General features: G+C 67.8%; 12 protein-coding genes. 11 read left to right on the top strand and 1 reads right to left on the bottom strand.

The window, feature by feature from the left end; translation table 11 throughout:
• The first annotated feature begins 140 nt into the window (after positions 1–140).
• Entirely contained in the window at positions 141–323 is a 183-nt protein-coding gene (locus tag RN02_RS31100; RefSeq protein ID WP_009620910.1) for a DUF1289 domain-containing protein, read from the top strand.
• Between the two features lie 285 nt (positions 324–608).
• Here RN02_RS31100 and gap read toward each other — a convergent pair whose 3' ends face one another.
• A complete protein-coding gene (gap, locus tag RN02_RS31095; protein ID WP_043319334.1) occupies positions 609–1,613 on the bottom strand; it encodes a type I glyceraldehyde-3-phosphate dehydrogenase in 1,005 nt (334 codons plus the stop codon).
• Between the two features lie 128 nt (positions 1,614–1,741).
• Here gap and edd point away from each other — a divergent pair, with 128 nt between their 5' ends.
• The 10 genes from edd to RN02_RS31045 all read left to right on the top strand — a co-directional run.
• Complete coding sequence (gene edd, locus RN02_RS31090) at positions 1,742–3,568, top strand: phosphogluconate dehydratase (RefSeq protein WP_043319332.1); 1,827 nt, start codon at positions 1,742–1,744, stop codon at positions 3,566–3,568.
• A 67-nt stretch (positions 3,569–3,635) separates the two neighbouring features.
• Positions 3,636–4,634, top strand: coding sequence for a glucokinase (locus RN02_RS31085; RefSeq protein ID WP_052267971.1), 999 nt, complete (start codon positions 3,636–3,638; stop codon positions 4,632–4,634).
• 42 nt (positions 4,635–4,676) lie between these two features.
• Positions 4,677–5,405, top strand: a complete 729-nt coding sequence (locus RN02_RS31080) for a response regulator (RefSeq protein ID WP_043267606.1) — start codon at positions 4,677–4,679, stop codon at positions 5,403–5,405.
• Positions 5,405–6,853, top strand: coding sequence for an ATP-binding protein (locus tag RN02_RS31075; RefSeq protein WP_043319330.1), 1,449 nt, complete (start codon positions 5,405–5,407; stop codon positions 6,851–6,853). The genes RN02_RS31080 and RN02_RS31075 overlap by 1 nt, the downstream gene beginning before the upstream one ends.
• A gap of 157 nt (positions 6,854–7,010) precedes the next feature.
• Positions 7,011–7,430, top strand: coding sequence for an endonuclease domain-containing protein (locus RN02_RS31070; protein ID WP_043319327.1), 420 nt, complete (start codon positions 7,011–7,013; stop codon positions 7,428–7,430).
• 362 nt (positions 7,431–7,792) lie between these two features.
• Positions 7,793–9,052, top strand: coding sequence for an ABC transporter substrate-binding protein (locus RN02_RS31065; protein WP_043319325.1), 1,260 nt, complete (start codon positions 7,793–7,795; stop codon positions 9,050–9,052).
• A gap of 100 nt (positions 9,053–9,152) precedes the next feature.
• On the top strand, positions 9,153–10,079 hold the full coding sequence (locus RN02_RS31060; protein ID WP_051878441.1) for a carbohydrate ABC transporter permease: 927 nt from the start codon (positions 9,153–9,155) through the stop codon (positions 10,077–10,079).
• On the top strand, positions 10,072–10,911 hold the full coding sequence (locus RN02_RS31055; RefSeq protein ID WP_043319323.1) for a carbohydrate ABC transporter permease: 840 nt from the start codon (positions 10,072–10,074) through the stop codon (positions 10,909–10,911). Before RN02_RS31060 ends, RN02_RS31055 begins: the two co-directional genes overlap by 8 nt.
• A 6-nt stretch (positions 10,912–10,917) precedes the next feature.
• Positions 10,918–12,072: an ABC transporter ATP-binding protein gene (locus tag RN02_RS31050; RefSeq protein ID WP_043319321.1), complete on the top strand. Its 1,155-nt coding sequence runs from the start codon at positions 10,918–10,920 to the stop codon at positions 12,070–12,072.
• A 36-nt stretch (positions 12,073–12,108) separates the two neighbouring features.
• A partial coding sequence (locus tag RN02_RS31045; protein WP_043319319.1) for a carbohydrate porin occupies positions 12,109–13,100 on the top strand: 992 nt, incomplete at its 3' end.

Below are 13,100 nucleotides of genomic sequence, written 5' to 3'. Positions count from 1 at the left end.
GCCGAACCACGGCATCGCCCCGATTGGCCCGGCCAATCGGGGCGATGTCTTTTCTGCGTTGGACCTTTCGTCGCCTGTGCCTTCAAGTAGGCCCGGCATATCCCCATGGTGGAGGTGTGCGCGACCCATCGGGAGGCCCCGTGAAAGATCCCTGCATCAAGGTCTGCGAATTCGACGACGGCATCTGCCGCGGCTGCGGCCGCAGCCGCGCCGAGGTCAAGGCCTGGAAGAAACTCGACAAGCCCGAACGCCTGGCGGTGCTGGCCGAGGCCGACATGCGCCTGCTGGTGCTGCAGGCGCAGGGGCGGCGCAAATACCGCTAGGCCAGCGGTTATCTGCCCTACGGGGATGCTCGGGCGTAGGAGCGGACCTTGTCCGCGATAGCCGGGTATATCGGCGCGGTTCGCGGATAAGATCCGCTTACGAAGAGCCTCGCGGTGTAGCCGGCAAGACAGTTGCTCCTACGTCATGCCCACCTCCGGACCCATTTGTAGGAGCGCGCCCTGCGCGCGAATCTCGGGCAGGGCCCGCTCCTACAGGGGCCCCGTCGTTGGCCGTCGCAACGGTGTTCCGGGCCAACGGCGGATAACCGCGTTCACCGCCGCGCCTCAGGCCGGCGCCCGCCACAGCGCCAGGGCGTTGTCCAGCATGCGGTTGGAGAAGCCCCATTCGTTGTCGTACCAGGCCATGACCTTCAGCAGCCGGCCGCTGACCTTGGTGTGGTTGGCGTCGAAGATGGCCGAGCGCGAGTCGTGGTTGAAGTCCACCGAGACCAGCGGCTGGCTGTTGTAGCCGAGGATGGGCGAACCCTGGCTGGCTATCCTGAACAACTGGTTGACCTCCTCGACCGTGGTGTCGCGGCCGACCTGCACGGTCAGGTCCACCAGCGAGACGTTGATCACCGGCACCCGCACCGCCAGGCCGGTGAGCTTGCCGGCCAGCTCCGGCAGCACCAGGCCCACCGCCTCGGCGGCGCCGGTGCGCGTAGGGATCATCGACTGGGTGGCCGAGCGCGCGCGGTAGACGTCGCCGTGGTACACGTCGGACAGGCTCTGGTCGTTGGTGTAGGCGTGTATGGTGGTCATCAGGCCCTGTTCGATGCCCAGCTCGCGGTGCAGCACCTGGGCCACCGGGGCCAGGCAGTTGGTGGTGCAGGAGGCATTGGAGATGATCTGGTGCGAGGCGCGCAGCAGCTCGTGGTTGACGCCATGGACGATGGTGGCGTCGACGCCGGCCCCCGGCGCCGAGACGATCACCTTGCGCGCGCCGGCGGCCAGGTGCGCGGCGGCCTTGTCGCGCTGGGTGAAATGTCCGCTGCACTCCAGGACGATATCGACGTCCAAACCTTTCCAGGGCAGCTGCGCCGGGTCGCGCAGGGCCGTGACGGCGATGCGGTCGCCGTTCACCGTCAGGCTCTCGTCATCGTGCTCGACCTGCCCGGGGAAGCGCCCGTGGACGCTGTCGTACTGCAGCAGGTGGGCGTTGATGGCGGCGTCGCCGAGGTCGTTGATGGCCACCACTTCGAGCTGTTGGCGGTAGTCGGCGGTATAAAGGGCGCGGAGGACGTTGCGGCCGATGCGGCCGAACCCGTTGATCGCCAGGCGAATGGTCATGGAGGTCGTCTCTTTTGTGTTTTTGTGGTAAAAACCATTAAATTTTTTCGTCAAACAAAAGTAAATATCCTTTAACCGATGATTATGTTGTAAAAACAACAATCGTTAGTCTGCAGGAGAATGCTGCCATGCACCCGCGCGTGCTCGAAGTCACCCGTCGCATCCAGGAACGCAGCGCCGCTACCCGCCAGCGCTACCTCGCCATGGTCAAGGCCGCCGCCACCAAGGGCCCGCACCGTGGCACGCTGCCCTGCGGCAACCTGGCCCACGGCGTGGCCGCCTGCGGCGAGCACGACAAGCAGGCGCTGCGCCTGATGAACCAGGCCAACGTCGGTATCGTCTCTGCCTATAACGATATGCTCTCGGCGCACCAGCCGCTGGAGCGCTTCCCGGCGCTGATCAAGGACGCCCTGCGCGAGATCGGCTCGGTGGGCCAGTTCGCCGGCGGCGTGCCGGCCATGTGCGACGGCGTGACCCAGGGCGAGCCGGGCATGGAGCTGTCCCTGGCCAGCCGCGACGTGATCGCCATGGGCACCGCCATCGCGCTGTCCCACAACATGTTCGACGCCGCGCTGTGCCTGGGCGTGTGCGACAAGATCGTCCCCGGCCTGCTGATCGGCGCGCTGCGCTTCGGCCACCTGCCGGTGGTGTTCGTCCCCGCCGGGCCCATGCCCACCGGCATTTCCAACAAGGAGAAGGCCGCGGTGCGCCAGCTCTACGCCGAGGGCAAGGCCAGCCGCGAGCAGTTGCTGGCCTCGGAGATGGCCTCCTACCACGCGCCGGGCACCTGCACCTTCTATGGCACCGCCAACACCAACCAGCTGCTGGTGGAAGTGATGGGTCTGCACCTGCCGGGCGCCTCCTTCGTCAACCCGAATACCCCGCTGCGCGACGAGCTGACCCGCGAGGCCGCGCGCCAGGCCAGCCGCCTGACCCCGGAGAACGGCCAGTACGTGCCCATGGCCGAGGTCATCGACGAGCGCGCCATCGTCAATTCGGTGGTGGCCCTGCTGGCCACCGGCGGCTCCACCAACCACACCCTGCACCTGCTGGCCATCGCCCAGGCCGCCGGCATCCAGCTGAGCTGGCAGGACATGGCCGAACTCTCTGAGATAGTGCCGCTGCTGGCGCGCATCTATCCCAACGGCCAGGCCGACATCAACCACTTCCAGGCCGCCGGCGGCATGTCCTTCCTGATCCGCCAACTGCTCGACGGCGGGCTGCTCCACGAAGACGTGCAGACCGTGGTCGGCAAGGGCCTGCGCCGCTACCTGCAGGAGCCTTTCCTCGACGGCGGCAAGCTGGTCTGGCGCGAGGGCCCGGCCGACAGCCTGGACGAGGACATCCTGCGCCCGCTGTCGCGCCCGTTCTCCGCCGAGGGCGGCCTGCGCCTGATGGAAGGCAACCTCGGCCGCGGCGTGATGAAGGTTTCCGCCGTGGCCGCCGAACACCAGGTGGTCGAGGCGCCGGTGCGCATCTTCCACGACCAGGCCAGCCTGGCCACGGCCTTCAAGGCCGGCGAGTTGGAGCGCGACCTGGTCGCCGTGGTGCGCTTCCAGGGCCCGCGCTTCAACGGCATGCCCGAGCTGCACAAGCTGACGCCCTTCCTCGGCGTGCTGCAGGATCGCGGCTTCAAGGTGGCGCTGGTCACCGACGGGCGCATGTCCGGCGCCTCCGGCAAGGTGCCGGCGGCGATCCACGTGTCCCCGGAAGCCAGCGCCGGCGGCCCGCTGGCGCGCCTGCGCGACGGCGACGTGGTGCGCGTCGACGGCACCAGCGGCGAGCTGCGCGTGCTGGTCGACGCCGCCGAGTGGCAGGCCCGCCCGCTGGCGCCGTTGCCCGAGGACGACGGCAGCGGCATGGGCCGCGAGCTGTTCGCCTTCATGCGCCAGTCGTTCAGTTCCGCGGAGCAGGGCGCCTGCGCCTTCACCGCCGAGCTGGAACGCTTGCGGTAGGGGCTATGCTTGGCGGAGCATTCGCCTCCCGGAACCCGCTCAAACCTTTCAGTTGCCCGAGCTTGCGATGAATTCCAACAACAAATCCCAAGCACCGACCGGCATCGCGCTGGTCGGCGACATCGGCGGGACCAACGCCCGCTTCGCCCTCTGGCGCGAACAGCGCCTGGAGGCCATCGAGGTGCTGGCCTGCGCCGACTACCCGCGCCCGGAAGACGCCGTGCTGGAGTACCTGCAGCGCGTCGGCCAGCCGCTCGGCGCCATCCACAGCGTCTGCCTGGCCTGCGCCGGGCCCGTGGGCGATGCCGACTTCCGTTTCACCAACAACCACTGGGTCATCAAACGCGAGGCCTTCCGCGCCGAGCTGGGCCTGAGCCACCTGCTGCTGGTCAACGACTTCAGCACCATGGCCTGGGCCGCCTCGCGCCTGGGCGGCGAGGACCTGGTGCAGGTGCGCGACGGCCAGGCCCTGCCGGGCCGCGCCAAGCTGATCATCGGCCCCGGCACCGGCCTGGGCGTCGGCAGCCTGGTGCCGCTGCCCGGCGGCGGCTGGGACGTGCTGCCCTGCGAGGGCGGCCACGTCGACCTGCCGGTGACCGGCGAGCGCGACTTCGCCATCTGGCAGCAGCTGCGCGAGAAGTACGGCCACGTCTCGGCCGAGCGCGCGCTCTCCGGCAGCGGCCTGGAGAACATCTACCAGGCCAGCTGCAAGGTCGACGGCATCGAGCCGCTGGCGCTTTCCGCGGCGCAGATCGGCGAACGCGCCCTGGCCGGTGACGCCTACTGCGACGCGGTACTGGAGCACTTCTTCGTGTGGCTGGCGCGGGTCGCCGGCAACGCGGTGATGACGGTCGGCGCCCTGGGCGGCGTGTACATCACCGGCGGCATAGTCCCGCGCTTCCTCGAACGCTTCCAGCGCAGCGGCTTCGCCGAGGCCTTCTGCACCCGCGGCAAGACCAGCGGCCCCTACCTGAGCCAGGTGCCGGTATGGGTGATGACTGCCAGCCACCCGGGCCTGTTCGGCGCCGGCGTGGCCCTGGAGCAGGCGCTGCAGGCAAACGCCTGAACGACCAACGGCAACCACTGGAACAACAACAAGGGATGCCCCGTGAACGCACCCGCCAAATCCATCCTGCTGGTGGATGACGACCAGGAAATCCGCGAACTGCTGGAAACCTACCTGAGCCGCGCCGGCTTCCAGGTGCGCAGCGCCGCCGACGGCGCGGCCTTCCGCCAGGCGTTGCTGGCAGAGGAGGCCGCCCTGGCCATCCTCGACGTGATGCTGCCCGACGAGGACGGCTTCAGCCTGTGTCGCTGGATCCGCTCGCACCAGCGCCTGGCCTGCATGCCGGTGATCATGCTCACCGCCAGCTCCGACGAAACCGACCGGGTGATCGGCCTGGAGCTGGGCGCCGACGACTACCTGGGCAAGCCCTTCAGCCCGCGCGAGCTGCTGGCGCGGATCAAGGCCCTGCTGCGCCGCGCGCAGTTCACCCAGGTGCGCGGCGGCGAGGTGCTGGCCTTCGACGACTGGCGCCTGGACACGGTCAGCCACCGGCTGTTCCACGAGGACGGCGAGGAGTTCTTCCTCAGCGGCGCCGACTTCGCCCTGCTCAAGCTGTTCCTCGACCACCCGCAGCAGATCCTCGACCGCGACACCATCGCCAACGCCACCCGCGGCCGAGAAGTAATGCCCCTGGAGCGCATCGTCGACATGGCGGTCAGCCGCCTGCGCCAGCGCCTGCGCGACACCGGCAAGGCGCCGCGGCTGATCCAGACCGTGCGCGGCAGCGGCTACCTGCTGGCGGCGCAGGTCCGCCCGCACCTGGGGCTGTGATGGGCGAGCGGCGGCGCTGGCCGCTGGTCCCGCGCTCGCTGCTGGGGCGCATGCTGCTGCTGACACTGCTGGCGATCCTCGTCGCCCAGGGCCTGTCCAGCCTGTTCTGGCTCTCGCACCTGCGCTCCAGCCAGCGCGAGGGCCTGCTCACCAGCTCGCGCAGCCTGGCCTATTCCATGGCCGCCAGCGTCAGCTACTTCCGCTCGCTGCCCATCGGCTACCGCCCGCTGGTGCTGGACCAGCTGCGCAGCATGGGCGGCACGCGCTTCTTCGTCTCGCTCAACGAGCGCCCGCTGCAGATGCAGAGCCTGCCGGACACGCCGAACAAGCAGGCGGTGCTGGACATCGTCCGCGACGTGCTGCAGCAGAAGCTGGGCAAGGACGTGGAGCTGGAAGTGGAGTTCGTCGCCCCGGACGACCTGCGCCTGTTCAACAGCCAGCTGAAGCTGGAGGAACTGCCGCGCTCCTGGGCCCACTACGCGCTGACCCTGGAGCCGGTGAACCCGCCGGTGCTGGTGACGCAGATCCGCATCGGCGAGAACGAATGGCTCTACATCGCCAGCCTGATGCCGGCGCCCTACGTCAGCCTGGAGCCGGAGGCGCTGCAGCCGCAGCAACTGCTCTCCATCGGCCTGACCAGCCTGTTGCTGCTGCTCTTCGCCGGCCTCTTGGTGCACCAGCAGAGCCGCCCCTTGAAACGCCTGGCCCGCGCCGCCCGCGAAGTCGCCCTGGGCAGCCCGGCGGCGCCGCTGGAGGAGCGCGGCGCCCGCGAGCTGGTGGAAGTCAGCCGCGCCTTCAACACCATGCGCGAGAGCATCGACCGCTACCTCAGCGAGCGCGGCCAGCTGTTCAGCGCCATCTCCCACGACCTGCGCACGCCCATCACCCGCCTGCGCCTGCGCGTCGAACTGCTCGACGACGAGCCGCAGCGCGACAAGCTCAACCAGGACCTCGACGAGCTGGAACTGCTGGTCAAGGGCGCCCTGCAATGCGTGAAGGACACCGACATCCACGAGAACATCGAGCCGGTGGACGTCAACCAGCTGCTGCAGCACGTCGCCGGCCCCTACCTGGCCGACGGCCGCGTGAAGCTGCTGGGAGAGGCGGGCGAACCCTATCCCGGCAAGCCCCTGGCCCTGCGCCGCTGCATCGGCAACCTGCTGGACAACGCGCTGAAGTACGGCGAGCGCGCGCAGGTGCAGGTCGAGGACGGCCTGGAAGCGCTGCTCGTGCACGTCGACGACGAGGGGCCCGGGGTGCCGGAACAGCGGCTGGAGCAGGTGTTCGAACCGCGGGTGCGCCTGTCGCAGCGGGGGCAGGGGTATGGGTTGGGGTTGGGGATCGCGAGGAATATCGCGCATACCCATGGCGGGGAGGTGAGTTTGCAGAACAGGCGGGAAGGGGGGCTGCGGGTGACCTTGCGGTTGCCGAGGTTGGTGGTCGAGTAAAGACGCTTCCTTTACTCAGCTCAGAAGGTTCCGGCGTGCTCCATGATTGCGCCTTGAAGAGGACAGCCCCCTCTCCCTTCAGGGAGAGGGTTGGGGAGAGGGGCTCTTCAACCAAGGCCGAGTAACTTCCCTGATCTCACAAAAAAGGAGATCAAGGATGCCGTCATACCGCGACTTCTCCCGCCAACTCCGCAAAGACCAGACCGACGCTGAACGAGCCCTGTGGCAACAACTCCGCGCCTACCGCTTCATGGGCCTGAAATTCAGGCGCCAGAAAGTCATAGGCCACTACATAGTCGACTTCATCTGCCTGGAAAGAATGCTGGTGATCGAATTGGACGGCGGCCAGCACCTGGGCTCTGCTTCCGATCTGGAGCGAGACGCCTGGCTCTGCGCCCGAGGTTTCCAGGTGCTACGGTTCTGGAATCATGACGTGTTGTTGAGGATGGATTCGGTGCTGGAGGCGATACGCTTGGCGCTCGATTCAAGTTCGCAACCCTCTCCCCATCCCTCGGCTGCGCGCCCCGCCCTGAAGGGAGAGGGGGCCGTTCGGCGCGGGCTGCAATCATGGAGTTAGCCGGCAACACCTTGCTATCAGGATGACGCCGAACATATAGCCCCTCAGGACCAGCCCCTCTCCTTGACGGGAGAGGGGGCAGCTCGGAGTGAAGCGAGGCGATGGCGCTCGCCGGCAACATTCGACTATCAGGATGACTCAGGACATATAGCCGCTCAGGACCAGTCCCCTCTCCCTTCAGGGAGAGGGTTAGGGAGAGGGGCTCTTGGCTCTTCAAATCAACCCCAACCCAGCCACCCCAAATGTCACCACCCCGTGACAATCCTCCATCCCTTCGTTACCCGGAGCAGGAAATGCCTTGGATAGACTCGGACTACCGCAAGCGCAGACTTGCCCCGAATAACAAGAACAGGTCCTCCCCCATGAATGCGCTCCGCCGCCTTTCCGCCGCTGTCTGTCTTTCCTCGCTCTATCTCGCCGCCCCGGCCCACGCCGGCGAAGTCGAAGTCCTGCACTGGTGGACTTCCCCCGGCGAGGCACGCGCCGCCGAAACCCTGAAGAAACTCGTCCAGGCCAAGGGCCACACCTGGAAGGACTTCGCCGTCGCCGGCGGTGGTGGCGAGGCCGCCATGACCGTACTGAAGACCCGCGCCGTGTCCGGCAACCCGCCGGCCGCCGCGCAGATCAAGGGGCCGGACATCCAGGAGTGGGGCCAGCTCGGCCTGCTCGCCGACCTCAACCAGGTCGCCGCCGAGGGCAAGTGGGACCAACTCCTGCCGCCGCAGGTGGCGCAGGTCATGAAGTACCAGGGCGACTACGTCGCCGTGCCGGTCAACGTGCACCGGGTGAACTGGCTGTACATCAACCCCGAGGTCTTCAAGAAGGCCGGCGCCACGCCGCCGACCACCCTCGACGAGTTCTTCGCCGCCGCCGACAAGCTCAAGGCCGCCGGCTTCGTGGCCCTGGCCCACGGCAGCCAGCCCTGGCAGGACGGCACCCTGTTCGAGAACCTGGTGCTCAGCAAGATGGGCCCGGACGGCTACCGCAAGGCCTTCGTCGAGCAGGACAAGGCCACCCTCACCGGGCCGCAGATGGTCGAGGTGTTCAGCGCGTTGAAGAAACTGCGCGGCTACATCGACGCCGACGCCGCCGGGCGCGAGTGGAACGTCGCCACCAGCATGGTCATCAACGGCAAGGCCGGCATGCAGATCATGGGCGACTGGGCCAAGAGCGAATTCACCGCGGCCAACAAGGTCGCCGGCAAGGACTACCAGTGCCTGCCGTTCCCCGGCACGCAGAAGGACTTCGACTACAACATCGACTCCCTGGTGATGTTCAAGTTGAGCAACGCCGAGAACCGCAAGGCCCAGGAAGACCTGGCGCGCGCGGTGCTCGACCCGGCGTTCCAGAAGGACTTCAACCTGGCCAAGGGCTCCATCCCGGTGCGCCTGGACGCCGACATGGCGCCCTTCGACGCCTGCGCCCAGCAGTCGATGAAGGACTTCAAGGCGGCCTCCGCGGCCGGCACCCTGGTGCCGAGCATGGCCCACAGCATGGCCGCCTCCAGCTACGTGCAGGGCGCCATCTTCGACGTGGTGACCAACTTCTTCAACGACCCCGCCGCGGACCCGCAGAAGGCTGCCCAGCAGCTCTACGCGGCCATCGAGGCGGCGGCGCAGTAAGCCGCGCGGCGCCTTCCGCCAGGCGCCGCCCCACTCCCAGCCGACCCACTCCGGGCCATCGCCATGGCCCGGACGGCTTCACTCGCACCCGGGAAGACCCATGGCGACAGAAAACCCCACCTTCACCCCCGCGGCGGCCCCGCGCGCCTCGCTGCTCGACGGCCTGCAGCGCTGGCTGCCGAAACTGGTGCTGGCCCCGAGCATGCTCGTGGTGCTGGTCTGCGTGTACGGCTACATCGGCTGGACGCTGCTGCTGTCCTTCACCAACTCGCGCTTCATGCCCAGCTACAGCTGGGCCGGGCTCGGCCAGTACCTGCGCCTGTGGGACAACGACCGCTGGTGGGTGGCCAGCCGCAACCTGCTGCTGTTCGGCGGCCTGTTCATCGTCATCTGCCTGCTGCTCGGGGTGTTCCTCGCCGTGCTGCTGGACCAGCGCATCCGCCGCGAGGGCTTCATCCGCACGGTCTACCTGTACCCCATGGCGCTGTCGATGATCGTCACCGGCACCGCCTGGAAGTGGCTGCTCAACCCCGGCCTGGGCCTGGACAAGCTGCTGCGCGACTGGGGCTGGACGGGCTTTCGCTTCGACTGGCTGGTGGACCCGCAGCGCGTCGTCTACTGCCTGGTGATCGCCGCCGTGTGGCAGGCCTCGGGCTTCGTCATGGCGCTGTTCCTCGCCGGCCTGCGCGGCGTCGACCCGGCCATCGTGCGCGCCGCCCAGGTGGACGGCGCGAGCCTGCCGACCATCTACCTGCGCATCGTCCTGCCGAGCCTGCGCCCGGTGTTCTTCAGCGCGCTGATGATCCTCGCGCACATCGCCATCAAGAGCTTCGACCTGGTCGCCGCCATGACCGCCGGCGGCCCCGGCTACTCCTCCGACCTGCCGGCGATGTTCATGTACGCCCACACCTTCACCCGCGGCCAGATGGGCCTGGGCGCGGCGAGCGCGATGCTGATGCTCGGCGCGGTGCTGGCCATCGTCGTGCCCTACCTGTATTCCGAACTGCGAGGCAAGCGCCATGCGTGACGCGACCTTCAAGCCCAGCCTCGGCCGCCTGGCGGTCCACGCCACCCTCTGGGGCGCCGTGGCGCTGTACCTGATCCCGCTGCTGGTGATGCTGCTGACCAGCTTCAAGAGCCCCGAGGACATCCGCAACAGCAACCTGCTGGCGCTGCCGGAAGTGTTCACCCTGATCGGCTGGGTGAAGGCCTGGGGCGCGGTGGGCGACTTCTTCTGGAACTCGGTGAAGATCACCGTCCCCGGCGTGCTCATCTCCACCTTCATCGGCGCGCTGAACGGCTACGTGCTGTCCATGTGGCGCTTCCGCGGCTCGCAGCTGTTCTTCGGCGCGCTGCTGTTCGGCTGCTTCCTGCCGTTCCAGGTGATCCTCCTGCCGATGTCCTTCACCCTCGGCAAGCTGGGCCTGGCCAACACCACCACGGGCCTGGTGATGGTCCATTGCATCTACGGCCTGGCCTTTACCACGCTGTTCTTCCGCAACTACTTCGTGGCCATCCCGGATGCCCTGGTGAAGGCCGCGCGGCTCGACGGCGCCGGCTTCTTCACCATCTTCACGCGCATCCTCCTGCCGATGTCCACGCCCATCGTCATGGTCTGCCTGATCTGGCAGTTCACCCAGATCTGGAACGACTTCCTCTTCGGCGTGGTGTTCGCCAGCGGCGACGCCCAGCCGATCACGGTGGCGCTGAACAACCTGGTGAACATCAGCACCGGGGTCAAGGAATACAACGTCGACATGGCCGCGGCGATGATCGCCGCGCTGCCGACGCTGATCGTCTACGTACTGGCTGGAAAGTATTTCGTGCGCGGCCTGACCGCCGGCGCGGTCAAGGGGTAATCGGACATGGCAACACTCGAACTGCGCAACCTGCACAAGTCCTACGGCAGCGGCCTGGCGGACACCCTCAAGTCCATCGACCTGGCGATCGAGTCCGGCGAGTTCCTGATCCTGGTCGGCCCATCCGGCTGCGGCAAGTCCACGCTGATGAACTGCATCGCTGGCCTGGAGGACATCAGCGGCGGCGCCATCCTGGTGGATGGCCGCGACATCAGCGGCATGAGCCCGAAGGACCGCGACATCGCCATGGTGTTCCAGTCCTACGCGCTGTACCCGACCATGACGGTGCGCGAGAACATCGCCTTCGGCCTGAAGATCCGCAAGCTGCCCCAGGCCGCCATCGACGAAGAGGTGGCGCGGGTGGCCAAGCTGCTGCAGATCGAGCACCTGCTGCAGCGCAAGCCCTCGCAGCTTTCCGGCGGCCAGCAGCAGCGCGTGGCCATGGGCCGGGCGCTGGCGCGGCGGCCGAAGATCTACCTGTTCGACGAGCCGCTGTCGAACCTCGACGCCAAGCTGCGGGTGGAGATGCGCACCGAGATCAAGCTGATGCACCAGCGCCTGAAGACCACCACGGTCTACGTCACCCACGACCAGATCGAGGCCATGACCCTCGGCGACAAGGTGGCAGTGATGAAGGACGGCATCGTCCAGCAGTTCGGCACACCGCAGCAGATCTACAACGACCCGGCCAACCTGTTCGTCGCCAGCTTCATCGGCTCGCCGCCGATGAACTTCATCCCGCTGCGCGTGCAGCGCCAGGGCAGCCGTCTGGTCGGCCTGCTGGACAGCGGCCAGGACCGCTGCGAGCTGCCGCTGGAGCTGGACGCCGAAGTGGCCGAGGGCCGCGAGCTGATCCTCGGCGTGCGTCCGGAACAGATCGGCGTGGCCGAGAACGGCAACGGCCTGGTGGACGTGCGCGCCGAGGTCGAGGTGCTGGAGCCCACCGGCCCGGACACCCTGGCCTTCGTCACCCTCAACGGCGCCAAGGTCTGCTGCCGCCTGGCCCCGGACGCCGCGCCGGCCCTGGGCTCGACCCTCCAACTGCACCTGGACCCGGCGCGGGTACTGCTGTTCGACGCGGGCAGCGGCGAGCGCCTGCGCAAGGCCCCGGGCGGGGCGGGGGAGGCCAAGGTCACCCCGCTGGCCCGGCACAAGCACTGAACGCCGCAAGGCATTTCACCAACGAGGACGTCAGCAATGCATAAGAACAACAAGATCCGGCCCGCCCTGGGCTGCCTGCTCGCCCTGGGCGCCGTCGGCCTGAATGGCCTGGCCTGCGCCGACGAGGCCTTCTCCGCCGATTCGAAATGGGGCCTGGGGGACTGGGGCGGCACCCGCAGCGAGCTGCTGGAGAAGGGCTACGACTTCAAGCTGGACTACGTCGGCGAGGCCGCGGGCAACCTGCACGGCGGCTACAACGACGACAAGACCGCGCGCTACACCGACCAGTGGGCGCTGGGCACCCACCTGGACCTGCAGAAGATCCTCGGCTGGCACGGCGCCGAGTTCCAGCTGACGGTGACCGAGCGCAGTGGCAACAACCTGTCCAACGACCGCCTCAGCGACCCGCGCGCCGGCCAGCTCAGCTCGGTGCAGGAAGTCTGGGGCCGCGGCCAGACCTGGCGGCTGACGCAGATGTGGTACAAGCAGACCTTCCTCGACGACGCCCTGGACATCAAGGTCGGCCAGTTCGGCGAGGGCGAGGACTTCAACAGCTTCCCCTGCGACTTCCAGAACCTGGCCTTCTGCGGCTCGCAGGTGGGCAACTGGGTCGGCGGCATCTGGTACAACTGGCCGGTGGCGCAGTGGGCGCTGCGGGTGAAGTACAACTTGAGCCCGGAGTTCTTCGTGCAGGTCGGCGCCTACGAGCAGAACCCTTCGAACCTGGAGACCGGCAACGGCTTCAAGCTCAGCGGCAGCGGCACCAAGGGCGCGATCCTGCCGGTGGAGCTGGTGTGGTCGCCGAAGGTCGGCGGGCTGCCGGGCGAATACCGCCTGGGCTACTACTACAGCACCGCCAAGGCCGACGACGTCTACGAGGATGTGAACGGCCAGCCCCAGGCGCTGACCGGCAACGCCTTCAAGTCCCATGGCAGCAAGCACGGCTGGTGGGTGGTGGCGCAGCAGCAGGTCACCGCGCACGACGGCGACGCTTCGCGCGGCCTGAGCCTGTTCGCCAACTTCACCGT

The sequence above is a fragment of the Pseudomonas sp. PI1 genome (genome assembly GCF_000812405.1).
Taxonomy (GTDB): domain Bacteria; phylum Pseudomonadota; class Gammaproteobacteria; order Pseudomonadales; family Pseudomonadaceae; genus Pseudomonas; species Pseudomonas citronellolis.
Note: the sequence above shows the minus strand (reverse complement) of the source record. Positions and strands in the feature narration are given on the sequence as shown.